Source organism: Brevundimonas sp., assembly GCF_041648055.1.
Lineage (GTDB): Bacteria > Pseudomonadota > Alphaproteobacteria > Caulobacterales > Caulobacteraceae > Brevundimonas.
The window spans coordinates 1097153-1120240 of the sequence record NZ_JBAZPS010000001.1; the positions used below are offsets into that span (position 1 = coordinate 1097153).

Consider the following 23088-nt stretch of genomic DNA (forward strand, 5'->3'; position numbering starts at 1 on the left):
GGGGGACCACATGACATCAGCACAGTATCGTTTTCGCCCGATCAATCTGTTGGGCGCAACCACCGCGCGGTGGCTGGTGTTCGTGGCGATCGGCGAGGGCATCATGGGGGCCTGGTCTGCTGCCGACATATTCGTATTAAGCAACTTCGACACCCTGTCCCAACGGACCTTAGACACATGGAGCCTGACGGGATTGATCGCGTTTGTGCACATCGGACTCTATCTCACGACAGTCGTCATCGCGGCGCGCTGGATTTATCGCGCCAACGCCAATACCTGCGCCAATCGTCGCAAACTCGAGACGCCGCCTCCTTGGGCCGTCGGCTGGTTCTTCATTCCGTTCGCCAATCTGTGGAAGCCCTACAAGGCCATGGCTGAAATGGTTCGCGCCAATCGCCGGTCGGGTACAGATCTACCGCTCGGTCCGTGGTGGGCAGCCTGGTTGATCTCGGGCATCGTCGGCAACATCAGCGCCCGCATCGCCTTTTCCGGCAACGATCCCTCCACCTTGATGACCTCGTCGGTGCTGGGCGTGATTGCCAGTCTCGCCGGCATCGCTGCAGCCCTGCTGTTCCGCCGCATCGTGATGGCTGTGACCGAAGCCCAGACGGCACAGCTCCAGGCCGAGGTGTTCTGAAGCCTTGCCGTAGGTCACAACGCCTGCAATACGCAACGACAGGCGGTTAAGGGAACGCGGTCAGACACCGCGGCTGTGCCCGCAACTGTAGGCGGGGAGGTCCGTCGTTCGATCCGGGCGCAATCCCGGCACCACTGGGCGTCGTCAAGACAACTGGGAAGGTGAGAACGCGGAGTCAGCATTTTTGCTGGCCAAAGGCGCTAAGCGCGGGTCTTCGACCCGCACCGCGTTTGGCCTTCGATCCGCAAGCCAGGAGACCTGGCCGCCCCCGTCGCTCGTCCGCTGTCCGGGACCAGACAGAGGCGTGGGGCCTGCCCCCTGCTGACATCAGCAGGGATGTTCCGTCGAAGCGACCCGATCTCTGCGCCGTGCTGGATGCGTCCAGTGCGGGTTGGTCGCTTTCATCGTCCCGTCGCGCGCGACGCCGGGGCTATACGGAGCCGCTCACATGAAGCGTTATCTATTCCTCTCGACCGCCCTGGTGGCGGTCGGCCTGTCCGCGCCTGCCTGGTCCCAGGAGGTGCCCGAACTCGAAGAGGTGGTCGTCACGGCCACCCGCATCCCGGCCATCGTCGCCGAGACGCCCGGAGCCCGCGTCATCGACCGCGCCACCATCGAACAGCGCGGCGCGGTCTTTGCCGCCGATATCCTGGCCGATGTGCCGGGGCTGTCCGTGACGCGGTCGGGCGCGTTCGGCGGCGTGGCTCAGGTTCGGATGCGAGGAGCCACGCCCGGCAAGACCTTGGTGCTGGTCGATGGCGCACCGGTCAATGACGCGGCAGAGCCGAACGGTGCCTATGACGTCTCAGGCTTCGATCTGGGCGATATCGAGCGCATCGAGGCGCTGTCGGGGCCGCAGTCGTCGCTTTGGGGTTCCGACGCCATCGGCGGCGTCATCGCCTTTACCACCCGCGAGATCGACGGCGTCCGCGCCGAGGCCGAGGTCGGCAGCTTTGACACGATGCGCGGTCGTCTCGCCGTCGGCACCGCCAACGAGACCTGGGCACTGGGCGGCTATGTCTCTCGCTTCGACACCGACGGGATTTCGGTCGCCGACGAGGCAAACGGTAATCCCGAAGCCGACGGCTTCGAGAACACCACCGTCGGCGTTCGTGGCCGTTACCTCGTCTCGCCGAGCGTGAAGCTGGACGGTTCGGCCCGCTGGTCACAGAGCGAAGCCGATCTGGACAAAGGCTTCCCGGTCTCCGACAACGCCGACCGGTCAGAGTCTGAGCAATGGTCCGGTGTCGTCCGCGCCACCGTCGACGCCCTGGGCCTGAAACACCAGTTCAGTGTCTCCGGCTCGGACATCGAGCGCGAGACCTTCAGCGCCTTCGGGTCAGTCTTCGAGGCCGACCGTCAGGCCTATCGCTGGCAGGCCAATGGCGAGACCGGCGCGGCGACCTATGCCTTCGGTGCCGAACGCGAAGAAAGCACCGGCAGCATTTCGACCGGCGACAGCGTCAGTCTGGGGATCAACTCGGTCTTCGGCACCGCGCGTTATCAGGTCACGGGCGCTCTCAGCATCACCGGCGGACTTCGGTTCGACGACACGGACGACTTCGGCTCCAAGACCACCGGGCGGGTCTCGGCCGCCTGGGATGTCGGTCCCGGCTTCACCCTGTCGGGAGCCTACGGCACCGGCTTCAAGGCCCCTTCGGTCAGCCAGGCCGTCTGCGACTTCTGCTTCTCTTCCCAGCCCTTCCCCGAGCTGCGCCCAGAGACGGCAGAGGGCTATGAGGCCGCCATCGGCTGGCGCTCGGCGGATGGCCGTACCGAGGGGCGCGCGACCGTCTATCGTCTCAATGTCGAGGACCAGATCACCTATATCTTCGACCCGGTCACTTTCGACAGCTACTATGTCAACATTGCCGAAACGGCGACTGACGGCGTCGAGCTGGAGGGTCGCGCGATCCTGGGCGGAGGCTTCGAGCTGACCTTGGCCTATGCCTGGACCGATGCGACGGACGAGAGCACGGGTCGCGCACTGGCGCGGGTGCCCGAACAGGCGGGATCGGTAACGCTGGGCTGGACCGGTGATCGCCTGTCGGGTGCCTTGACCATCCGGGCCGAGGACGATGAGCCGGACACCAACTCGGCCACGTCCGCCGTCCGCGAAGGCTTCGTCACGGCCAATCTGAACGCGGCCTATGCCCTGACGGATGCGGTCACCCTGACCGCGCGGGTCGAGAACCTGGCGGACGAGCAATATCAGCAGGTGCTGGGTTATGGCGAGCCGGGGCGCTCCGGCTATGTGGGGATCAGGCTGCGCTACTGATCCGGGCGGCGGGGCCGGTGGCGATGGTCGCCGGCTCCAGCTGCAGGGCTTCCCAGTCCAGGGCCGGTGCGGGCGCATGGGCGGCGGCGATGGTGGCCCGCAGTTCGGCGGCCGAGGCCACACTGGCGACCACGGCGGACAGTTCGGGCAAGCCCAGCGCATAGGCCAGGGTCGCCTGCATCGGATCGACCCGCGCCTCGGCCAGGCGGCGGCGAATGCGCGACAGGGCATGGCTGTGCCGCGCCATATCGGTCGGCAGGGCGTCACCGCTCATGAACAGAAGGCCGTCGGCGAAGACGGACGAGGCATGGACCTCGATTCCCAGCGCAGCCAGTTCGCTCAGCACGCCTGTGCGGTGCGCGCGCTGATCCAGCATGTTGACGGGCAGTTGCACGATGTCGGGCTGGAAACGCCGGGCCAGAAGGGCGGGGCCATCCTCGACCGTGGCGCAGAAGCCGATGCGCTTGAACAGGCCGCGATCCTTCAGCGCCGACAGACGATCCCACAGGGCGCGACCCTCGGCGCCGGCCAGGTCGGCGGCGCTGGAGATCAGCAGGGCATCGCCGCGCGGCAGACCCAGACGCTCCAGAGAGCGACGCGCCCGCGCCTCGATCCGGTCCACGCCGTCGGAAATGGGCATGGTGCGGACGGTGACCTGAAACGGCGAGGGAAACGGCCAGGCCTGACCCAGCCATCGCTCTCCGTCGCCTTCGGGCCGGGTGGCGACCTTCTGGATCTTCGCATCGGCGGCGGTCTGAAGCAGGAAACGCAGGGCGTCCTCGCGCGCACCCGAGGGCGCAGGCTGCGCGCGCTCGGGCTGATGCACGACGGCGATCGCCAGTTTGTCGATCGGAGAGGGCGCACGATTCGGGATCACCTACGGACCCTGAACCCAAAAGTTTAAGGCGAGATTGGCAAAGCCTTGCCTGATGGTTACCGGGTGAACATTGGTTGCCAGCAAAAAAAGGCTGCAGGCGAACCTGCAGCCTCATTGTTGTGGCGCTACCGCTCGCCGCGCGGCGGCTCACTTCTTGAGCGCATTCGCTTGTGATCGCGCTCAAGCAGCGAGCGACCGCGTCGTGAGCGATAGCGCCCCAGCTCGCCTCTTAGGCGAGCGAAGAATCGATGTCCTTGCAGGCCTGGATCAGGCCCTGGACCGACTCGACCGACTTCTTGAACATCGCCTTTTCGTCGTCGTTCGTGCTGAACTCGATGACCTTTTCGACGCCTCCGGCACCGATCAGGGCGGGCACGCCGACATAGAGGTCGGACAGGCCGTATTCACCCGACAGCCAGACGGCGCAGGGCAGGACGCGTTTCTGGTCCAGCAGGTACGAGCGGGCCATGGCGATGGCGCTTTCGGCCGGGGCATAGAAGGCCGAGCCGGTCTTGAGCAGGGCGACGATCTCGCCGCCGCCCTTGCGGGTGCGATCTACGATGGCGTCCAGGTCGCCCTGGCTCAGCATGCCGGCCGCGACCGCGTCGGGCAGGGGCAGACCGCCGACAGTCGAGTGGCGCACCATCGGCACCATGTCGTCGCCGTGACCGCCCAGGGTCCAGGCGTGAATGTCCTGGATCGACACGCCGGTCTTCTCGGCCAGGAAATAGGCGAAGCGGGCGCTGTCCAGCACACCGGCCATGCCGATGACCTTCTCCTTGGGCAGGCCGGAGAATTTCTGCAGGGCCCAGACCATGGCGTCGAGCGGATTGGTGATACAGATGACGAAGGCGTTCGGGGCGTGCGCCTTGATGCCTTCACCCACGGCCTTCATGACCTTCAGATTGATGCCGATCAGGTCGTCGCGGCTCATGCCCGGCTTGCGCGGCACGCCGGCGGTGACGATGCAGACGTCGGCCCCCGCGATGTCGGCATAGTCATTGGCACCTTTCAGCGTGACGTCGGTGCCGATCACGGCGGTGGCCTCGGCGATATCCAGCGCCTTGCCCTGGGGCGTACCCTCGGCGATGTCGAACAGGATGACGTCGCCCAGCGCTTCGCGCGCGGCCACGTGAGCCAGGGTTCCGCCGATCATTCCGGCGCCGATAAGGGCGATCTTCGCGCGAGCCATTGAGTATCTCCGGGAGGAAAAGGTGAGGCGGCGACTGCACCGCTGTCGGGCGGCGTCTAGACCCAGCCGCATTCGCCTGCAACCGTAACCCCGCGTCACCGGAGGGCCTGATGACCGCTGGACAGGAAATGATCGCCGCCAAGGACACCCCCGACGGCCTGGTCACCGTCGTGGACGAAACCACGGTGCGGACCGAGGTCGCGGCCTGGCGGACCCGCGTCCTGAAACGCCCCGGCCTGTGGGACAAGGCCACGCGCGGCACCCAGGACCGGATCAACAGGATCATCCCCGAGCGCGTGCATCAGGTCATCACGGCCGGGGTCGAGGCGATGACCAAGGGGATATTGTTCGGCTCCGACGTCCTGCAGGCCAAGCCCGGTCCGCGCGAGTCGCTGGCTGCGTCCGAACTGAAGGCCCGTGCCGCCATCAAGGTCTATCGCAACACCGCCAGTGTCGAAGGCGGGGTCGCGGGCGCGGGCGGTTTCGTCCTGGCCGCAGCGGACTTTCCGGCCCTGATGGCGATCAAGGTACGGATGCTGGCCGACATCGTGGCGGCCTATGGCTGGGGCGGCGGGTCTCTGAGAGAGCGGCTCTTCGTCCTGCACATCTTCCATCTGGCCTTCGCCAGCGCCCGGCGGCGACCCGAGGCCCTGGCCGATCTGGAGCGCTGGATCGCCGAGGTCGATCAGCCCCAGGCCATCACCGACTACGATTGGCGAACCTTCCAGATCGAGTACCGCGACCATATCGACCTGGCCAAGATGGCCCAGCTGATCCCCGTCGTCGGTGCGCCGATCGGGGCTGTGGTCAACTGGCGGCTGGTCGAGCGGCTGGGCGAAACGGCCATCATGGCCTGCCGCATGCGCTGGATGGCGGAGGCGGCATGAATCAGGTCTGGAGGCTGGATTAATCTGCGTGGATTGATCCAAGAGTTCGGCGGGGACTTTTCAAGAACTGTGACCGGGGGAGAGTCGATGAGGCGCATTCTGATGCTGAGCATGGCGGCAATCGCTCTCGGATTGTGGCCCGGGGTCGTGTCCGCCCAGACCATGCCGCTCAATGAATTCATCGCGACGGCCGACCGCATTCCACGCAACGTCACAGCGCTCCTGCGTTCCGATTATCGCCGGTTGAAGCGTGAAGGAGAGGCCGGCATTTCGGCCGTCCTGACCGAGCAGTATCGCGCCCAGCAGGCGAACCGACCGAGCCAGACCTGCATTCCGATGGACGGTTTCTCGTTCGACTCCGAAGATGTGCTCCGCAGGCTGAAAGCCATCCCCGAACCACAGCGGCGCAGGATGACCATTACCGACGGCATCCGCGAGATCATGCGCCGTCAATATCCCTGCCCCGCACCTTGATAACTTCAGTTGTTTCCAAACTCAAAACTTATTGATTTTGCCTGTCGTCATTGTGGGCATAGGCTGGCTCTACAACCATAATCCACGGGAGCTGAATCATGGACGGAAACGCTGGCGGACCCTCGCCCCTGAGCGACCCCAAGAAGGAAAAAGGCGCGATGCGCAGCCTTTTGGGTCGCACCAACCGCGACTGGTGGCCCAACCATCTGGCGGTCGATATCCTGCACCAGCAGGGCAAGACCGGCGACCCGATGGGCGACGGCTTCAGCTATGCCGAGGCGTTCAACACCCTGGATTACGACGCGGTCAAGCGCGACCTGACGGCCCTGATGACCGACAGCCAGCCATGGTGGCCGGCGGACTATGGCCACTATGGTCCCTTCTTCATCCGCATGGCTTGGCACTCGGCGGGTACCTACCGGACCGGCGACGGGCGCGGCGGCGCGGGCGCGGGCCAGCAGCGTTTCGCACCGCTGAACTCCTGGCCGGACAACGGCAACCTGGACAAGGCGCGTCGTCTGCTGTGGCCGATCAAGCAGAAGTATGGGGCCAAGCTGAGCTGGGCCGACCTGTTCATCCTGGCCGGCAATGTCGCCATCGAGTCGATGGGCGGGCCTGTGTTCGGCTTCGGCGGTGGCCGCGCCGACGTCTGGGAGCCCGAGAAGGACGTCTACTGGGGTACCGAAGAGAAATGGGTCGGCGAAGAGGGCAATGAGACTCGCATCCAGCCTGACAAGGAGATGGCGCTGGAAGACCCGCTGGCCGCAATCCAGATGGGCCTGATCTATGTGAACCCCGAAGGTCCTGGCGGTGTGCCCGAAGCCCTGCAGTCGGCCCGCGACATCCGCGAGACCTTTGCCCGCATGGGCATGAACGACGTCGAGACCGCCGCCCTGACCGCCGGGGGTCACACCTTCGGCAAGGCCCACGGCAATGGCGACGCCTCCAAGGTCGGCATCAGCCCCGAGGGGGCCGACATCGCCCAGCAGGGTCTGGGCTGGGTCTCCGGTCACGAGAGCGGCATGGGCGACCACACCATCACCTCGGGCATCGAGGGGGCCTGGACGCCCACGCCGATCACCTGGGACATGACCTATTTCGACATGCTGCTGGACCACGAGTACGAGTTGGTCCGCTCGCCCGCCGGGGCCAAGCAGTGGCAGCCCGTCGGCAATCCGGAAGAGACCCTGGCCCCTGCCGCCCATACGCCGGGCAAGAAGGTGCCGACCATGATGACCACGGCCGACATGGCGTTCAAGGTCGATCCGGAATACCGCAAGATCATGGAGGCGTTCCGCGCCGACCCGGCCTATTTCGGCGACCAGTTCGCCCGCGCCTGGTTCAAGCTTTGCCACCGCGATATGGGCCCGATCATCCGCTACCAGGGCCCGGAGGTTCCGACCGAGGAACTGATCTGGCAGGACCCGATCCCGCCCCATACCGGTCCCAAACTGACCGACGCCGATATCGATACGCTGAAGGGGCATATCGACTCGTCGGGCCTGTCGATCGCCGATCTGGTCCGCACGGCCTGGGCCTCCGCCGCCACCTGGCGTGGGTCCGACCATCGCGGCGGCGCCAATGGCGGGCGCATCCGTCTGGAGCCGCAGCGCAGCTGGGACGTCAACGAGCCGCACAAGCTGGCGAAGGTCCTGCAGGTCTATGAAGGCATCAAGGCCTCGTCCGGCCTGAACGTCTCCATCGCCGACCTGATCGTTCTGGGCGGCTCCGTCGGGGTCGAACAGGCGATCAAGGCTGCCGGTCACGACATCGCCGTGCCCTTCACGCCGGGCCGCACCGATGCCTCGGCCGAACAGACCGATGCCGACAGCTTCAAGGTGCTGGAGCCCCGCGCCGATGGTTTCCGCAACTATCTGCAGGTGCAGTTCAACGTTCCAACGGAAGAACTGCTGGTCGACCGGGCGCAGCTGCTGGGCCTGACCGCACCGCAGATGCTGGTGCTGGTCGGGGGCCTGCGGGTCCTGGGGGCCAACCATGGCGCATCCGAGAATGGTGTTCTGACCGACCGTCCGGGCCAGCTGACGAACGACTTCTTCGTCAATCTGCTGGACATGCGCACGGCCTGGAAACAGGTCGACGACCACTCCGACGAGACGTTCGTCGGAACGGACCGCGACACGGGCGAGCAGCGCTGGACCGCCACCCGCACCGATCTGGTGTTCGGCGCCAACTCCCAGCTGCGTGCCCTGGCCGAGGTCTATGCCTCTGCCGATGCGGGCGAGAAGTTTGTGCGCGACTTCGTCAAGGCCTGGGTCCAGGTCATGGAGAACGACCGCTACGACATCCGCAAGCGCGCGGTCCACGCGGAAAAGGTCGCGGCCTGATCCGTAATGCTGGCCCTCCTCGCTATGCAGCGAAGAGGGCCAAGCCCTTCCGATTGATTTTGCCATGTCGATAGCGACAGCCTATGTCGCGCGCATGCTCCCGACCCTGCGACAGCTCCAGTATCTGAAACTCCTCGCCGAACACGCTTCGTTCAGCCGGGCAGCGGAGGCGGCCCATGTCAGCCAGCCGGCCCTGTCGGCTGGGGTGCAGGAGCTTGAGAAGATCCTGGGGGCCGCCGTTGTCGAGCGGACACGCGGCAATGTCCAGCTGACCGCCGTCGGGGTCGAGGCCGTGCGCCGGGCCGAAGATGTCCTGGCCCGCACGGAAGATCTGGTCGAGGCGGCGAAGAATGCGGGCAAGCCCCTGTCTGGCCGGTTCCGGCTGGGCGTCATTCCGACCGTCGCGCCGTTCCTGCTGCCCGCCAAGCTGCCGGGATTGAAAGTCGCCTATCCGGCCCTGCGTCTGTTCATCCGTGAGGACCTCACACCCCGGCTGATCGCGGCGCTGAAGGCGGGCCAACTGGACGCCGCCGTCATCGCCCTGCCTTATACGGCAGCCGGCATCGACCATGCCCGCATCGGCGATGACGAGATCCTGGCCGCTGCGCCGGTCGGTCATGCCCTGGCCGGCACGGGTCCCATCCCGGCGGGCTCCCTCAAGGCCGAGGACCTGATCCTGCTGGAGGATGGCCACTGCCTGCGCGATCAGGCCCTGGCCGCCTTCGACATCGACCCGCCCAAGGGTGACGACGTCTTTGCCGCCACCAGCCTGCACACCCTGGTGCAGATGGTGTCTTCGGGACTGGGCGTCAGCTTCCTGCCCGAAATGGCCGTGCGGGCCGGTCTGGCCGACATGCCCGGCGTGGTCGTGCGCCAGATTTCGGCCAAGGCCCCCAGGCGGGAAATTGTGGTCGCCTGGCGCCACGGCTCCAGCCGCGCCGCCGAGGCCCGGCTGCTGGCCGAGGCCCTGACCCTGGACTGAGATTACAACTCTGTAAGGTGCGCTCGCATCCGGCGCTGTTAGGGTCCGCTCGCCCGCCGTCCGGGCGCTCGGAGCCGCCCCATGAAGTCCCGCCTGATCCTGACCGCCTGCGCCGCCGCCCTGCTGATGGGCCTGCCCGCCGCCTCGCCAGCGATGGCGCAGGATGCGGTCACCACCTCGGCACCCGCAGGCATCACAGTGCCGCCGCTTGGCTTCGCCAAGCGGACCCTGGCCAACGGCATGGAGGTCTATACGGCGCGCGACACCTCGACATCGAACGTCACGGTCCAGGTCTGGTACCGGGTCGGGTCCAAGGACGATCCAGCCAACCGGTCGGGCTTTGCCCACCTGTTCGAACATCTGATGTTCAAGGCGACCAAGGATTTCCCGGACGAGACGTTCGACCGCCTGACCGAGGACGTCGGCGGCAACAACAACGCCTTCACCAGCGACGACGTGACCGCCTATTTCGAGACCATTCCGGCCAACCATCTGGAGCGGCTGATCTTCGCCGAGTCCAGCCGCCTTGGCTCGCTGGTGGTCAACGAGGACGTGTTCGAGAGCGAGCGCGACGTGGTCAAGGAGGAGTACCGCCAGGGCGTCCTGGCCAGTCCCTATGGCCGTCTGTTCAGCGTCTTCCTGCCGCAAACCATCTATCAGGAGCATCCCTATCGCCGGACCACCATCGGTTCGATCGAGGACCTGGATGCGGCGACGATCGAGGATGTCCGCCGGTTCCACGCCACCTACTACCGGCCCGACAATGCCATCCTGATCGTGGCGGGCAATTTCAACGAGAGCCAGCTGAACGGCTGGATCGACCAGTACATGGCCCCGATCCAGAATCCGGACCGTCCGCTGCCGGTCAATGACGTCATGGAGCCGGAACCGACCGGCCCGCGCGAGGCGACCTTCCATGCGCCGAACGTGCCTCTGCCTGCGGTCGTGCTGGCCTATCCGACCATCCCCTATGTCGGCGAGGACCGGGCGGCGCTGACGGTGCTGGACGGTATCCTGTCGACGGGCGAAAGCAGCCGTCTGTACCGGTCACTGGTCTACGATCAGCAGGTCGCCGCCTCGATCGGCTCCAGCGCAGACTTCTCTCAGCAGGCGGGGGCCCTGTACGCCTATTCCATCCTGGCCGGCGGCAAGACGCCCGACGAAGGCATTGCCGCCCTGACCGCCGAGATCGCCCGTTTCCGCGACGCACCGGTCACCGACGCCGAACTGGCCGAGGCCAAGAACGAGCTAGTCGCCAGTGCCCTGCGCAGCCGCGAAACCATCGACGACCGCGCCGTCGTGCTGGGCTTCGCCCTGATCAACGGCAATGACGCCGCCTACGCCGACCGGGAGATCGCCGCCATCCAGGCCGTGACCGCCGCCGACATCCAGCGAGTCGCCAACCGCTATCTGACGCCGGAGCGGTCGATCACCATCCGTTATCTGGCCGCAGATGACGCCAACCCGACCTCCCAGCAGACGCTGAACGTCGACGCGCCGGTCAAGGTCGCGGATCTGGCCCCGGTCGGCCGGTTGTTCACCCTGCTGCCAGAGGCGGAGCGCGCCCCCATGCCGGAGGTGACCGACGCAGTCTCGCCGACAACGCCGACGGTCGCCGATTTCCGCCTGGACAACGGCCTGCGCGTGCTGGTCGCACCCAAAGCGGGCCTGCCGCTGGTCTCGGCGCGTCTGAGCTTTGATGCCGGATCGGCGGATGATGAGGCTGGAAAGGCCGGGCTCGCGTCCATGACGGCCGCCTTGCTCACCCAGGGCACGGCCAGCCGCTCGGCTCCCGAGATCGCCACCCAGATCGAAGCTCTGGGGGCATCGGTCGGAGCCGGGGCCGGGCCCGACTTCACCAATGTCTTTGCCAATGCCCCCTCGGACGTCTTCCCCCAGACCGTGGCCCTGATGGCCGATCTGGTGCGCAATCCGACCTTTGCCGACGAGGAACTGGAGCGCCAGCGCACCCAGACCCTGGACGGGCTGAGGATCGCCCTGTCCACACCCGGTCCCGTCGCCGGCCAGGCGGCAGGACGGGTCGTCTACGGCGATGCGGCCTATGGCGCACCTGGCGGGGGCACCCTGACCACCGTCGCCGGCCTGTCGCGCGCCGATATCGCCGCCTTCCATGCCGCCCGATATCGCCCGTCAGAGGCGACCCTGGTCTTCTCGGGAGACATCACCCCTGATGCGGCCCGGGCCCTGGCCCAGCAGGCCTTCGGCGACTGGGCCGAACCGGCGCAGGCCGCCAGCCCCGCCGTTGATCCGGCCGGGGCTCCGCTGGCCCCGCGCGTCGTGGTCATCGACCAGCCCGGAGCCGGTCAGGCCGCCGTCACCGTCGCCCTGCGCAGCGTGCCCCGGTCCCACGAAGCCTATTTCCCGCTGACGGTCGGAAACACCCTGCTGGGCGGCAGCTTTACCTCGAGGCTGAACCAGGAAATCCGCATCAAGCGGGGTCTGAGCTATGGCACGCGATCTTCGCTCGGCGTTCGCCGGGACGATGGCCTGTTCACAGCCTCGGCCCAGACGCGCAACGACGCGGCCGTCGAGGTCGCGGACCTGATCCTGGAAGAGGTGCGCCGTCTGGGCGCGACCCAGCCGACCGAGAGCGAACTGACCACCCGCCGCGCCATCCTGACCGGGGCCTTCGGCCAATCGCTGGAAACGGTCGATGGTCTGGGCGGGGCCGTTGCCGGCCTGGCGCTCTACGACATCCCCATGAGCGAACTGGCCACCTATGCCGCCAGTGTGGAGGCGGTGGATGGACCGGCCATGCAGGCGGCCTTCGCCGAGCATCTCCCTGTCGACCGGGCCAGCCTGGTCATCGTCGGTGACGCGGCCCAGTTCATCGAGGCGCTGCGGGCGAAATACCCCAATGTCGAGGTCATCCCGCTGACAGACCTGAACCTCGACGCAGCGGCCTTGAAGTAGATTCACTTGCCGGAACCTCCGGTTTCCAGTCATGCTGGATGCCGGAGGTTGAACATCATGCTGACGCCGATACTGGTCGCCGTGATGGCAATAGGACTGCTCTTGCCGGCGGGGGCCTCTGCACAAGCGCACGCACCAGCCAACGACCCGCTGAGCGCGGCAATGCTCCTCCTGGAGGCCGATCCGGCAAAAGGCGTTGCCAGCCTGGAAAGGCTTTCGGCTGCTGGCGACGTCGAAGCCAAGGCCAGCCTCGCCATGGCCTTGGGTAGTGAACTCCCCGGCATTTCGGTCGATCGCGAGCGGTCGAAGCGTCTTTGGGAAGAGGCGCTGGCCGCGGGCTCCCAGAACGCTCGCCTGTATTTCGGCACTCAGCGATTGCAGAATGACGACCTCTCGGACGATGAGACAGCGGTCGCTCTTTTGCAGGGTCTCGACGACCGATTTCAGTCTGCCGTGGCCTATCCGATGGGCCGTGCCTACCTGTTCGGCACCGGTGTAGAACAAGACTTGGCACGCGGCTCCCGTCTGATGAAGATCGCCGTGGAGGCGACACCAGCAAACTCCGATGCCCAGTTCCTGCTTGGTCGTGCCTACCAGAACGGTTGGGGGATTCCGCAAGACATGCCCGCCGCATTCATGCATCTGAAGATCGCAGCCGATGCTGGCGATGCTCGCGCTCAATGGAATGTGGGCATGATGCTGCTGGACGGGGAAGGTGTGGCTGCCGATGCCAGCCAAGCCTATCGCTACGTTCGACAGGCAGGAGAACAGGGCTACGAGCAAGGCATGATCTCACTCGCTGTCATGCTGGCGCTGGGGCAGGGCGTGACACCAAACCCCGTCGAGGCAAGGGAATGGTATGGACGGGCGGCGAGCCTGGGATCGGCTCACGCCCTGCGTGGGTTAGGTATGATGATGCTGGTCGGGGAAGGCGGGCCTAGCGATCCGATAGTGGGGGCCGCGATGGTGGAAATAGCTGCGGAGGGCGGCGACAGTCTTGCTGCCGACTTGCTGCAGCAAAACTCCAAGGCCTTTGCCGACCTGCCTCGAGAACAGATCGACAGCGTTAAATCGAGCTGGAAGCAGGAATTCGGCTCTCCGCGCTGAGCCCATTCTACGCCGACAGACAGACGACCTGCGCCACCTTCAGATCCCGGCGCAGGTCGTCGGCCACGGCCCCGTAGTTGTCGATGCCGATGGACCGCCCGCGCAGGCGTTCGGTCGGAGTCTGGATACCGCGCACCGCAGGACCGAACGTCTCGGGCGAGGTGGTGTAGATGCGGCCCCGGCGCGGGCTCTCGGCGATCGTGACCCCGACGGCCCGGCCCTGACGATCCAGCACGGGTGCGCCCGACAGGCCTGCCAGCGTTCCGCCCAGTCCGTCGGTGCGCCCGACCTCGGCCCAGGCCAGGACCGGCTCATCACGCTGGCCCCGCCCGCGCACGCGCAAGGTCTCGCGCCCCAGCAGGCGCGATGTCGCCTCGCCTGGCCGGGCCTGGGGATAGCCGGGATGGAAGCCGCGTTGGCCGGACCTCAGATCGCGGTCGGTGGTCACCGGAATGGCCGCCGTCCCGCCGTCGGTGATCAGGACGGCGATATCGGCGCGTGAGGCCAGGCGCACGTCGGCCGCCACCGCACGGCCACCTCCGACCAGAATGGCCGGCTGACGGCAGCCTTCCACCACATGGCGGGCTGTGATCCAGCGCCCCGCGCGGGCGACGGAGAAGGCTGTGCCCGAGGAGGGCTGGAAGGGAATGTCCGGCGCATTGACCGTGACGGCCGGATCAAAGGGCGTGACGGGGCCCAGAAGCGCGCCCTCGGCCTCTTCCGGCGCTGTCGACACCGGCGCATCCGCATTCTCCCGCTTGCTCAGCGAGAACAGCAGCAAGGCTCCGGCGACACCCAGATAGATCAACCAGTCGGGTGGACGCGGCATCGTCCTGCCTCAACCCGTCAGCGCCGCCGCGAGGATCAGCGCGGTCGACAGCTTGGCCCCGACCAGCAGGATGGCGGCGGATACCTCGCCCTGCTGGATACGCTGGGGCAGGCCGGTCAGCAGCATGTCGACCAGGCGGAAGGCCAGCAGTTGCAAGGCCACCGTCGCCACCCCCCAGATAAGGATATCACGCACCGAGGTCGAGACATTCAGGCTGACGGCCAGTGGAATGGCCAGGCCGACCAGCACCCCGGCCAGCGCCAGGGCAGCGGCGGCATTGCCCTGACGGATCAGGGTGATCTCCTTCCACGGCGTCATCCAGACATAGGCCAACGCCCCGCCCAGCATGAGGCCCAGCGTCACCGCCAGATGCGCGATCATGGTCGGAAAGCCGGAGGCGAACGCCTGAAACTCGGCGCTGTCCAGCACGGGAGGGAGGGTCGAGGCGTCCATGGTGATCCGGTGATCAGAAGTTGCAGACGCTTGCCCGCTTTTCGCCTCATTCCGCAAGCGTTGCGGGGACACAGTCCATCAACAAAGATGTCACCCTGTGTCCGGAGCCTATGTCCGAAGCCCGTATCGAGGGGTTCAGGCGGCCTCGACCGTCGTTTGTTCCGCCTTGCGTAGCGCCGACGCCCGCACCTTCTCGCTTTCTGACTTTAGCTGGCCACAGGCGGCCAGGATGTCGCGACCACGCGGCGTGCGGATCGGGCTGGCGAAACCGGCCTTGTTCAGGATGGCGGCGAACCGCTCGATCGTGCCCCAGTCCGAACACTGATAATCCGTGCCGGGCCAGGGGTTGAACGGGATCAGATTGACCTTGGCCGGAATGCCCTCGATCAGCTTGACCAGGGCCCGCGCCTCGTCCGGGCTGTCGTTGACACCCTTCAGCATGACGTACTCGAACGTCACCCGCCGCGCGTTCGACAGGCCCGGATAGGCCCGGATGCCCGCCATCAGGGCTTCCAGATTGTACTTCTTGTTCAGCGGTACCAGCACGTCGCGCAGGGCGTCGTTGGTGGCGTGCAGGCTGATGGCCAGCATGGCCTGCGTCCGGTCACCCAGCGGTCCCAGTTGCGGCACCACACCACTGGTCGAGACCGTCATCCGGCGCCGTGACAGGGCGATACCCTCGGGGTCCGAGATGATCTCGATCGCGTCGGCGACATGGTCCAGATTGTAGAGCGGCTCGCCCATGCCCATGAAGACGATGTTGGACAGGCGGCGGTCCTCCATCGGTGACGGCCATTCGCCCAGGTCGTCGCGGCAGACCTGGACCTGGGCCACGATCTCGGCGGCCGTCAGGTTGCGCACCAGCTTCTGGGTGCCCGTATGACAGAAGGTGCAGTTCAGGGTGCATCCGACCTGAGACGACACGCACAGAGCGCCTGCGCGGCCCACGTCGGGAATATAGACCGCCTCGACCTCGATGCCCGGCGCGGTGCGGATCAGATATTTGCGGGTGCCGTCCTTCGATACCTGCCGCTCGACGATCTCGGGCCGGGCCAGGGTGAAGGCCTCGGCCAGTTTCGCCTGCATGTCCTTGGCGACATTGCTCATCAGGGCGAAGTCGGTGACGCCGTGATGGTGGATCCAGCCCCAGATTTGGGTCGCCCGCATCTTGGCCTTCTCGGGCGGACAGACGCCCGCGTCGACCAGCGCCTGACGCAGGCCCGCGCGCGTCAGTCCGGCCAGGTTTACGGGTCCAGTGACGGCGGCGGTCGTGCGGGTTAGGTCGAGCGAGAGGCTCAAGGGCTGGCGTCCTTCGGTAGCGGGGAGCGCGACCTATACCACAGATCGGGCAGGATTTAAGGCGAGCTAGTGATCCCCCTCCACCTCGTGGATCCGGTCGTCGTCCAGACCGAAATGATGCCCGATCTCGTGTATCAGAACGTGGGCGATGATTTCCGACAGTCCTACGTCACCACGCTCGCACCATTCGTCCAGGATCGGGCGGCGATACAGGAAGATGCGTGACGGCTCCGGCGCGGCCCCCATGCCGTCGCGCAGACCGATATCGACGCCGTGGTAAAGCCCCGTGAGTTCGAACGGGTCTTCCATCCCGAAGCTGGCCAGCGTCTCTTCGTCGGCAAAGTCGTCGATACGAATGACCACGTCCCCCGCCAGCGCCCCGAACGGTGCGGGCAGGGCGTCGAACGCCTCGCGCGCCAGCCGGGCGAAGTCGTCCAGAGACGGGGCGGTCTGGTCAGTCCAGGTCATCATAGGGTTCAGGGTTTAGGGGTTCGGGATTGGCTGCGCGAGAGGCTGATCTGGCATTTTCATTCAACCCCTAATCCCTAGCCCCCAACCCCTCATACGGTATGGTTACCGAATCAGAAGGGGACCGAACCGCAATCATGGCCGACGCCCACATCGCCTATGTCGCGACCGCGGGAGCTGCGGGTCTTGCGCTGGCGCTCAGCGCCTGGGCGGCACGGCTGCGTGGACAACTGGCTACACGGGCGCTGAAGGCCGAGGCCGATCTGGCCACGGCGCATGTCGATCTGGCCGACCGCGACGGGGCCCTGGCCGCCTTCGAGGATGTCCGCCTGGCCCTGACGCCTGACGGCCAGACACGACGCCTGGGGTCCGAAATGGCCTGGCGGGCCATCGTCTCCGAACTGGCACTGGAAACCCCGGCCCCCGATACCGATCCGGCCCTGATCGTTCTGGACGCCGTGCGGCGGATCGAGGCCGAACGTGTCGATGCTCTCATAGAGCGTGGCGAGGCGTTCGACGGCATACTTGAAGGCGCGACGGCAGCCTGGACCGTAGAAGGGCGATCATCCGCCGGTGCGGCGTGGTTGCGTCTATCGCGCCTCGCCCTGGTAGGCACGGCGGCCGAAAGCGGACTGGGCCTGCTGGCCGAAGCGTACCCGGCCCCCACATGGATCACCGACGCCTCGGGCAAGCTGGCATGGGCCAACAAGGCATGGCTGGCCGAGCTCAAGGCCGAGAGTCTGGACGCCGCGCGTGAACAGGGACTGAGCTTTGATCGAGGGGCCGATGCCATCGTCGCCGAGGCCGCTCGCCTGCGCCAGCATCAGGAAGGCTTTCGCTGGACCACGGGCGACGGCCGCCGTCGAGCCTGGCGCATCGTGGCCGAACCGGTGCAGGGCGGGGCGGGCGCGGTCCTGGCCTTCGCCCTGGACATGACCGAGGCAGAAGAGACGCGCGACACCCTGCGCCGCCACGTCGAGGCGCACGACGAGACCCTGAACCATCTGGCCGACGCCGTGGCCATCTTCGGGCCCGGCAAGCGGCTGGCGTTTCACAACACCGCCTTCCAGCAACTGTTCAACATCGACCCGGCCTGGCTGGACGAGCGGCCGACCCATGCCGAACTGCTGGACGCCCTGCGCCAGCGCCGCCAGCTGCCGGAGGTCATCGACTACGCCGGCTGGAAGGCGAACGAGCTGGAGTTCTACGGGGCCGCTGAGGCTGCGCCGGACGACAGCTGGTCGCTGCCGGACGGGCGCACCCTTCGCATCGTGCGCCAACCCCACCCGCTGGGCGGGGTGCTGTTGCTGTTTTCGGACATCACCGACGAGCTCAAACTGCGCAGCCGTTTCAATGCCCAGATCCAGGTCCAGACCGCCACCCTAGACAAGCTGAACGATGCCGTCGCGGTGTTCGGATCCGATGGCCGGATCCGGCTGCATAACGAGGCCTTCGAGGCCTTCTGGGGCCTGCGGCCGGATCAGCTGGAAACAGCCGGAGAGTTCGACGCCATCGCCGCCCTGTGCCAGCAGACCATGCCGGATCCGGCCCTGTGGCTGGGCCTGAAGGCCCGCGTCGCCGACCCCGACCCCGAAAGCCGCGTGCCGATCTCGGGCGAGGGACGCACGCTCGACGGAAGGGTGGCTGCCTGGCAGACCCGGCCCCTGCCCGATGGCGCGACCCTGGTGGCTTTTTCCGACGTCACCGCACGGCGCGATCTGGAACAGGCGCTGGCCGCCAAGGCGGCGGCCCTCGAAGAAAGTCAGGCTCTGAAGCGCGAGTTCGTGGGCAGCGTGTCCTATGAGCTGCGCACGCCGCTGACGACCATCGTCGGCTATTCCGAACTGCTAGAAACCATGGGCGACCTGCCCGAGCGCAGCCGCCAGCATGCCGGGGCGATCCGCATCGCCGCCAGCCAGCTGGCGCGCTCCATCGACGACGTGCTGGACATGAGCCAGATCGACGCCGGCGAGATGGAACTGACGCTGGGCGACATCCGCGTCTTCGACCTGCTGGACGAGGCAGCGTCGAAAGTCCGTGCACGGATCGAGGCGCGGGGCGCGACCCTGGCCGTCTCATGCCCGCCCGGACTGAAACCCATCCGCGCCGACGCCAGTCGCATCGCCCAGTGCCTGGAGCATCTGCTGGACAACGCCACCCGCGCCGTGGCCGACGGCGGAGCCGTCACTCTCAGCGCCGAGGCCACCACTTCGGAAGTGCGGATCCGGGTCCAGGACACCGGGCGCGGCATCCCCTACCACCTGCAGGCCCACGTCTTCGATCGCTTCGTCCGGCGCGAGCGCGGCGGACCCGGCGTCGGCCTGGCGCTGGTCAAGGCCCTGGTCGAACTGCACGGCGGCTGGGCCGAAGTCGAGAGCGAGCCCGGCAAGGGGGCCGCCTTCATCCTGCACCTGCCGCTGGAGGCGACGGTGGCTGCGGCCGCACCGGAGTTGCGGCTAGGTTCTAGGGATTAGGGATTAGGTGCTAGGGAAGCGTAGAAGCCAGATGTCCGCAGTCCTCCCTAGACCCTAACCCCTAGACCCTAGCCCCTATGAAGCCTCTCAAGACCGCCCTGATCTACGACTTCGACGGCACGCTGGCGCGCGGCAACATGCAGGAGGTCAGCTTCATCCCCTCCATCGGCATGGATATCGGGGCTTTCTGGGCCGAGGCCGAGGCCCTGACCCAGGCGGCCGATGCCGACGGCATCCTGATGTACATGCAGCTGATGCTGCGCCATGCGCGCGACAACGGCGCGCCGATCACGCGCGAAACCCTGGCCGAGCAGGGGCGCGAGGTCGCGCTGTTCGAGGGCCTGAAGGACCTCAGCTGGTTCGACCGCATGAATGCCTTCGGGGCGCAATACGGCCTGGACATCGAGCACTACATCATCTCCGCGGGGCTGGAGGAGATGATCGAGGGCACGCCGATCCGGCCCGCCCTGACCCACGTCTTCGCCTCCCACTATGTCTACGACGAGAACGGTGAGGCCGCCTGGCCCGCCGTCGGCGTCAACTACACGACCAAGACCCAGTACCTGTTCCGCATCAACAAGGGCGTGAACAATCACTGGGAGAACGAGCGGATCAACCATTTCATCCCGGACGAAGATCGCCGCGTTCCCTTCGACCGGATGATCTTCCTGGGCGACGGCGACACCGACGTGCCGACCATGAAGATGATGCACACCAAGGGCGGCTTCTCGATCGCCGTCTATGATCCCCGTTCGAACGACAGGGACCAAAAGAAGGTCTATTCCCTGATCTCCGAGGACCGCGTCAACTTCGTTGCCGCCGCCGATTACCGCGAGGGCACCGCCCTGGACCTGATCGTCAAGGGCCTGATCGGCCGCATCGCCATCAACTCCGGAACCATGCCCGCCGGGCTTTGATTGGCCAGCGACCGTGACAATCAGGCCAGGGAACGACGCGCCTGCCTTCGCGCTATGCGTGGCGATTGATCAGCCCTGGAAACATTCATGACAGCCTGCCAGCCTGATGGAGCAGAGACACCGGCTCTGCGATCCGCCGATTTCGACACACCCGCTGTCGTCCTGGCCGGAACCGTGGATTATGCCATGTACGACCGGTTCCTCAGCCAGATGGCCGGGGCTCCGCGCGAAGGGCTGGTCGTCGTCGCCCTGTCGACCCTGGGAGGCGATCCGGAAGTGGCCCGCATCATGGGAGAAGACATCCGGTTCCAGAGCGAGATCAGACCACAACGTCGGCTGGTCTTCCTGGGGCGCACCGCCATCTATTCGGCGGGTGCCACCTTCATGAGCTTCTTCGCGCGCCAGAACCGCTATCTCACACGCGGAACGCGGCTGATGATCCACGAACGGAAGCTGGACAAGGCGCTGGAGATTTCCGGGCCGCTGACGACCTGCGTGGCATCGGTAAAGGCCATGCTGCACGAGATCGAACACTCGATCACCATCCAGAACGAAGGCTTCGAAAATCTGATCCTGGGGTCGCAGGTGACCATGGACGAGGTCCTGCAACGGGCCCCGTCCAACTGGTATCTGGAGGCCGAGGACGCACGACAGCGTGGACTGATCGAAGGCGTGCTCTAAGGTATGGGTTAATGGCGGACGCAACCTAAGGCCCATCGAGCCTTTCGACGATCCGGCCATATCTGTCTTGCTACGGACCCTGAATGTCGAACCCGCTGCCGATCCTGCGCTATTCGACCGAAGAATTCCCGCCGGAAGAGCGATACGCGAAATGGTATCTGCGGGACTGGCCGCGCCAGCGCCCGATCTACCGCACCCAGCCCACAGAGCCGTTCAACACCACCTGGGAAACGACCCAGCTGGGCCCGATCATCTTTGCCGTCGCCACCATCACGGCCATGCGGTGGGAACGGCATATCCAAGACATTCGCGACTCCGACTTCGATCCCATCATCCTGAACCTGATGGTACGGGGCGAGGCGCAGGGCCAGATCGACGGCTTGCCTTTTCATGAAACCGCCGGCATGGGCCATTTTCACGACCTGTCGTTGCCCTCCCTGCACATGTCGACCGGCAGCTTTACCTACAGCATCATCATGCCGCGTCCGGTGGCCGATGCCTGGTTTGCGCCCCTGCACGACCTGCGGGCCCTGGTCCTGACCGTCGATCAGGCCGCCTTGCTGATCGGCTTCTGCGAACAGGTCTACAAGGCCATGCCGACCCTGACCCAGGCCCAGGCGGAGCCTCTGGGGCGGAGCTTTCTGGAGCTGATCACCACCGTGCTGAAAGCGGCCCGACCCTCGACGACCCCCCTGATCAGTGCCGATGAGGCGCTGCACCTGCGGGCATCGGAAGAGATCGAGCGGCGCCTGGTCGAGGGGGATGTCGGGGTCGAGGCCCTTTGCAAGGCGCTGGGCGTATCGCGCGCCCGCCTGTTCGCGGCCTTCCACAAGGATGGCGGGGTCCAGGCCTTTGTCCTGACCCGTCGGTTGGACAACGCCCGCGCGGCCCTGGTCGACATCTATCGACACGAGACCATCGGCACCATCGCCCACAGGCTGGGCTTCAGCGACGCGGCCCACCTCAGCCGCGCCTTCCGCGCCCGCTACGGCATGACCCCGCGGGAGTACCGCCAGCTTGTGGCCACCAATCTACAGGTGATGCGCACGGGTGCCGCCCCTGAACGCTGATACAAGATTTATCGACGGTCATCCTAACGGGCCCGCAAGCGCGGGTGTATCGGCAAAATGCGCTTCAGGATTGAGCGGCGAAGTCACGGTCTGGGGGGACCGGCGGCGCGCCCCGGTCCAGGTGCTGGAGGTCGAGGGGATTTCCATCGTGGACGGGGCGGGTGCATCCAGTCGGAGGCTCTGCCGATGTCGGATCGGGCAGGGCCCGATCCGACCTTCCACGGCTCGAACGGGAAAGGAGGGGACCATGGCGACGATCAGAAAACAGGGCATCGGTCACAACCCGCCCATCAACACCCACATCGGCGAGGACAAGAGCTTCGGCCGCGCGTCCAGGCTGTTGACCGCCCCGCGCAAGCCTGGCCTGAACCCGCACAACACCGTCGCCTGTGACGATCCCGTCGTCGATGCCGACGCGCTCTCCGCACCGCAGCATTTCCAGACGACCGGCCAGACACGCCACTAGAGCGAAATCGGCTGAGTTGAACGCAGTCCAACTCGGCTCAGATTCACTCCAGCCTTTATCCGTCAGACAGCCTCTAGCGACCGCCCGATCGCATCCAGGCCGCCCGCGCCGCCGCAAGTCGCGACGGCACCAGCCCGCGCAGGGACGTGCGGACGCCTTCCTTCATTCCGGCTTCCACGCCCTTGCTCCACACCACTTCGGCCTCGATGGCGATGGCCTGTTCCAGATCCACCACGATGACCCGCGCCGGCAGGGACAAGGCCCGGTCCATGCGGATTTTCATCCCGCGTGGGGATCGATCCACGATCAGGCATGAAAGCTCCACCGACGGCGCGACGATCAGGGCGCGACTGTGCGCCGACCTGCGCGGCTCGAACCGCCGCTCGGGTGTCTGGGTCAGTGCTGATTCTCGGGCAGGCGCACGATCAGGCCGTCCAGGTCGTCCCTGACCCGGATCTGGCAGGACAGACGGCTGTTGGGCTGAACGTTCTCGGCGAAGTCCAGCATGGATTCCTCCATCGCCGACGGTCGGCCCGTCTCGGCGGCGAAGGCCTCGTCGACATAGACGTGACAGGTCGCGCAGGCGCAGGCCCCGCCGCAGTCGGCGTCGATTCCCGGCACATTGTTCCGGATCGCGCCCTCCATGACGGACAGCCCGGTCTTGACCTCCACGACATGCTCGCGGCCTTCGTGCTCGATGTAGGTGATCTTGGCCATC

Annotated in this window: 21 protein-coding genes and 1 riboswitch; of the genes, 13 read left to right on the forward strand and 8 right to left on the reverse strand. The window is 66.3% G+C overall.

Going from position 1 to position 23088, the window contains the following annotated elements:
* Nucleotides 1–10: 10 nt before the first annotated feature.
* Together WC585_RS05415 and WC585_RS05420 are read left to right on the forward strand one after the other, a co-directional pair.
* A complete protein-coding gene (locus tag WC585_RS05415; RefSeq protein ID WP_373256548.1) occupies nucleotides 11–637 on the forward strand; it encodes a DUF4328 domain-containing protein in 627 nt (208 codons plus the stop codon).
* A 48-nt stretch (nucleotides 638–685) separates the two neighbouring features.
* Nucleotides 686–897: riboswitch (cobalamin riboswitch) on the forward strand.
* Between the two features lie 188 nt (nucleotides 898–1085).
* Nucleotides 1086–2915 carry a TonB-dependent receptor plug domain-containing protein gene (locus WC585_RS05420; protein WP_373256549.1) on the forward strand — a complete coding sequence of 610 codons (1830 nt, stop codon included), beginning with the start codon at nucleotides 1086–1088 and terminating at the stop codon, nucleotides 2913–2915.
* Here WC585_RS05420 and WC585_RS05425 read toward each other — a convergent pair.
* Both WC585_RS05425 and mdh read right to left on the reverse strand, forming a co-directional pair.
* Complete coding sequence (locus WC585_RS05425) at nucleotides 2899–3792, reverse strand: aldo/keto reductase (RefSeq protein WP_373256550.1); 894 nt, start codon at nucleotides 3790–3792, stop codon at nucleotides 2899–2901. The two genes, WC585_RS05420 and WC585_RS05425, sit on opposite strands and share 17 nt — an antisense overlap.
* 229 nt (nucleotides 3793–4021) lie before the next feature.
* Nucleotides 4022–4984 carry a malate dehydrogenase gene (gene mdh / locus WC585_RS05430; protein ID WP_373256552.1) on the reverse strand — a complete coding sequence of 321 codons (963 nt, stop codon included), beginning with the start codon at nucleotides 4982–4984 and terminating at the stop codon, nucleotides 4022–4024.
* 110 nt (nucleotides 4985–5094) lie between these two features.
* On the opposite strand from mdh, the gene WC585_RS05435 reads away from it, so the two are divergent.
* The 6 genes from WC585_RS05435 to WC585_RS05460 all read left to right on the forward strand — a co-directional run bounded on the left by WC585_RS05435 (nucleotide 5095) and on the right by WC585_RS05460 (nucleotide 13713).
* The gene (locus WC585_RS05435) at nucleotides 5095–5871 is read left to right on the forward strand and encodes an EcsC family protein (protein WP_373256554.1); all 777 of its coding nucleotides are present in this window, start codon (nucleotides 5095–5097) and stop codon (nucleotides 5869–5871) included.
* A gap of 87 nt (nucleotides 5872–5958) precedes the next feature.
* Nucleotides 5959–6345 carry a hypothetical protein gene (locus WC585_RS05440; protein WP_373256555.1) on the forward strand — a complete coding sequence of 129 codons (387 nt, stop codon included), beginning with the start codon at nucleotides 5959–5961 and terminating at the stop codon, nucleotides 6343–6345.
* 158 nt (nucleotides 6346–6503) lie between these two features.
* Nucleotides 6504–8690 (forward strand): catalase/peroxidase HPI, encoded by a 2187-nt coding sequence (gene katG, locus WC585_RS05445; RefSeq protein ID WP_373256803.1) that lies wholly within the window; start codon nucleotides 6504–6506, stop codon nucleotides 8688–8690.
* 94 nt (nucleotides 8691–8784) lie between these two features.
* Nucleotides 8785–9672, forward strand: a complete 888-nt coding sequence (locus WC585_RS05450) for a hydrogen peroxide-inducible genes activator (protein ID WP_373256804.1) — start codon at nucleotides 8785–8787, stop codon at nucleotides 9670–9672.
* 81 nt (nucleotides 9673–9753) lie between these two features.
* On the forward strand, nucleotides 9754–12606 hold the full coding sequence (locus tag WC585_RS05455; RefSeq protein WP_373256556.1) for a M16 family metallopeptidase: 2853 nt from the start codon (nucleotides 9754–9756) through the stop codon (nucleotides 12604–12606).
* A 57-nt stretch (nucleotides 12607–12663) separates the two neighbouring features.
* Nucleotides 12664–13713, forward strand: coding sequence for a tetratricopeptide repeat protein (locus WC585_RS05460; protein ID WP_373256805.1), 1050 nt, complete (start codon nucleotides 12664–12666; stop codon nucleotides 13711–13713).
* Between the two features lie 7 nt (nucleotides 13714–13720).
* On the opposite strand, the gene WC585_RS05465 is transcribed toward WC585_RS05460, so the two are convergent.
* The 4 genes from WC585_RS05465 to WC585_RS05480 form a co-directional block, all read right to left on the reverse strand.
* On the reverse strand, nucleotides 13721–14542 hold the full coding sequence (locus tag WC585_RS05465; protein WP_373256557.1) for a serine protease: 822 nt from the start codon (nucleotides 14540–14542) through the stop codon (nucleotides 13721–13723).
* A 9-nt stretch (nucleotides 14543–14551) separates the two neighbouring features.
* Nucleotides 14552–14995 (reverse strand): DUF350 domain-containing protein, encoded by a 444-nt coding sequence (locus WC585_RS05470; protein ID WP_373256559.1) that lies wholly within the window; start codon nucleotides 14993–14995, stop codon nucleotides 14552–14554.
* Between the two features lie 135 nt (nucleotides 14996–15130).
* Nucleotides 15131–16294 (reverse strand): 23S rRNA (adenine(2503)-C(2))-methyltransferase RlmN, encoded by a 1164-nt coding sequence (rlmN, locus tag WC585_RS05475; protein WP_373256561.1) that lies wholly within the window; start codon nucleotides 16292–16294, stop codon nucleotides 15131–15133.
* Between the two features lie 66 nt (nucleotides 16295–16360).
* On the reverse strand, nucleotides 16361–16762 hold the full coding sequence (locus WC585_RS05480; RefSeq protein WP_373256806.1) for a metallopeptidase family protein: 402 nt from the start codon (nucleotides 16760–16762) through the stop codon (nucleotides 16361–16363).
* Between the two features lie 137 nt (nucleotides 16763–16899).
* On the opposite strand from WC585_RS05480, the gene WC585_RS05485 reads away from it, so the two are divergent.
* The 5 genes from WC585_RS05485 to WC585_RS05505 all read left to right on the forward strand — a co-directional run bounded on the left by WC585_RS05485 (nucleotide 16900) and on the right by WC585_RS05505 (nucleotide 22370).
* Nucleotides 16900–19236 (forward strand): ATP-binding protein, encoded by a 2337-nt coding sequence (locus WC585_RS05485; RefSeq protein WP_373256562.1) that lies wholly within the window; start codon nucleotides 16900–16902, stop codon nucleotides 19234–19236.
* A gap of 77 nt (nucleotides 19237–19313) precedes the next feature.
* Complete coding sequence (locus WC585_RS05490; protein ID WP_373256564.1) at nucleotides 19314–20153, forward strand: haloacid dehalogenase-like hydrolase; 840 nt, start codon at nucleotides 19314–19316, stop codon at nucleotides 20151–20153.
* An 87-nt stretch (nucleotides 20154–20240) separates the two neighbouring features.
* Nucleotides 20241–20834, forward strand: a complete 594-nt coding sequence (locus tag WC585_RS05495; RefSeq protein WP_373256566.1) for a peptidase S14 — start codon at nucleotides 20241–20243, stop codon at nucleotides 20832–20834.
* Nucleotides 20835–20917: 83 nt separating this feature from the next.
* Nucleotides 20918–21904, forward strand: a complete 987-nt coding sequence (locus tag WC585_RS05500) for a helix-turn-helix transcriptional regulator (RefSeq protein ID WP_373256567.1) — start codon at nucleotides 20918–20920, stop codon at nucleotides 21902–21904.
* Nucleotides 21905–22151: 247 nt separating this feature from the next.
* On the forward strand, nucleotides 22152–22370 hold the full coding sequence (locus tag WC585_RS05505; RefSeq protein WP_373256568.1) for a hypothetical protein: 219 nt from the start codon (nucleotides 22152–22154) through the stop codon (nucleotides 22368–22370).
* Between the two features lie 73 nt (nucleotides 22371–22443).
* On the opposite strand, the gene WC585_RS05510 is transcribed toward WC585_RS05505, so the two are convergent.
* Together WC585_RS05510 and WC585_RS05515 are read right to left on the reverse strand one after the other, a co-directional pair.
* Nucleotides 22444–22881 (reverse strand): PilZ domain-containing protein, encoded by a 438-nt coding sequence (locus tag WC585_RS05510; protein WP_373256807.1) that lies wholly within the window; start codon nucleotides 22879–22881, stop codon nucleotides 22444–22446.
* Entirely contained in the window at nucleotides 22767–23087 is a 321-nt protein-coding gene (locus WC585_RS05515; RefSeq protein WP_373256570.1) for a 2Fe-2S iron-sulfur cluster-binding protein, read from the reverse strand. The genes WC585_RS05510 and WC585_RS05515 overlap by 115 nt, the downstream gene beginning before the upstream one ends.
* Nucleotide 23088 lies beyond the last annotated feature (1 nt).

Excerpts from the sequence above, each read along its gene's own strand:
- WC585_RS05450 (WP_373256804.1), top strand. The coding sequence starts at position 8,785 with ATGCTCCCGACCCTGCGACAGCTCCAGTATCTGAAACTCCTCGCCGAA.
- WC585_RS05505 (WP_373256568.1), top strand. The coding sequence starts at position 22,152 with ATGGCGACGATCAGAAAACAGGGCATCGGTCACAACCCGCCCATCAAC.
- WC585_RS05420 (WP_373256549.1), top strand. The coding sequence starts at position 1,086 with ATGAAGCGTTATCTATTCCTCTCGACCGCCCTGGTGGCGGTCGGCCTG.
- WC585_RS05465 (WP_373256557.1), bottom strand. The coding sequence starts at position 14,542 with ATGCCGCGTCCACCCGACTGGTTGATCTATCTGGGTGTCGCCGGAGCC.
- WC585_RS05480 (WP_373256806.1), bottom strand. The coding sequence starts at position 16,762 with ATGACCTGGACTGACCAGACCGCCCCGTCTCTGGACGACTTCGCCCGG.
- WC585_RS05455 (WP_373256556.1), top strand. The coding sequence starts at position 9,754 with ATGAAGTCCCGCCTGATCCTGACCGCCTGCGCCGCCGCCCTGCTGATG.
- WC585_RS05490 (WP_373256564.1), top strand. The coding sequence starts at position 19,314 with ATGAAGCCTCTCAAGACCGCCCTGATCTACGACTTCGACGGCACGCTG.
- WC585_RS05515 (WP_373256570.1), bottom strand. The coding sequence starts at position 23,087 with ATGGCCAAGATCACCTACATCGAGCACGAAGGCCGCGAGCATGTCGTG.
- katG (WP_373256803.1), top strand. The coding sequence starts at position 6,504 with ATGCGCAGCCTTTTGGGTCGCACCAACCGCGACTGGTGGCCCAACCAT.
- WC585_RS05460 (WP_373256805.1), top strand. The coding sequence starts at position 12,664 with ATGCTGACGCCGATACTGGTCGCCGTGATGGCAATAGGACTGCTCTTG.
- WC585_RS05415 (WP_373256548.1), top strand. The coding sequence starts at position 11 with ATGACATCAGCACAGTATCGTTTTCGCCCGATCAATCTGTTGGGCGCA.
- WC585_RS05500 (WP_373256567.1), top strand. The coding sequence starts at position 20,918 with ATGTCGAACCCGCTGCCGATCCTGCGCTATTCGACCGAAGAATTCCCG.
- WC585_RS05435 (WP_373256554.1), top strand. The coding sequence starts at position 5,095 with ATGACCGCTGGACAGGAAATGATCGCCGCCAAGGACACCCCCGACGGC.
- WC585_RS05495 (WP_373256566.1), top strand. The coding sequence starts at position 20,241 with ATGACAGCCTGCCAGCCTGATGGAGCAGAGACACCGGCTCTGCGATCC.
- mdh (WP_373256552.1), bottom strand. The coding sequence starts at position 4,984 with ATGGCTCGCGCGAAGATCGCCCTTATCGGCGCCGGAATGATCGGCGGA.
- WC585_RS05470 (WP_373256559.1), bottom strand. The coding sequence starts at position 14,995 with ATGGACGCCTCGACCCTCCCTCCCGTGCTGGACAGCGCCGAGTTTCAG.
- WC585_RS05485 (WP_373256562.1), top strand. The coding sequence starts at position 16,900 with ATGGCCGACGCCCACATCGCCTATGTCGCGACCGCGGGAGCTGCGGGT.
- WC585_RS05440 (WP_373256555.1), top strand. The coding sequence starts at position 5,959 with ATGAGGCGCATTCTGATGCTGAGCATGGCGGCAATCGCTCTCGGATTG.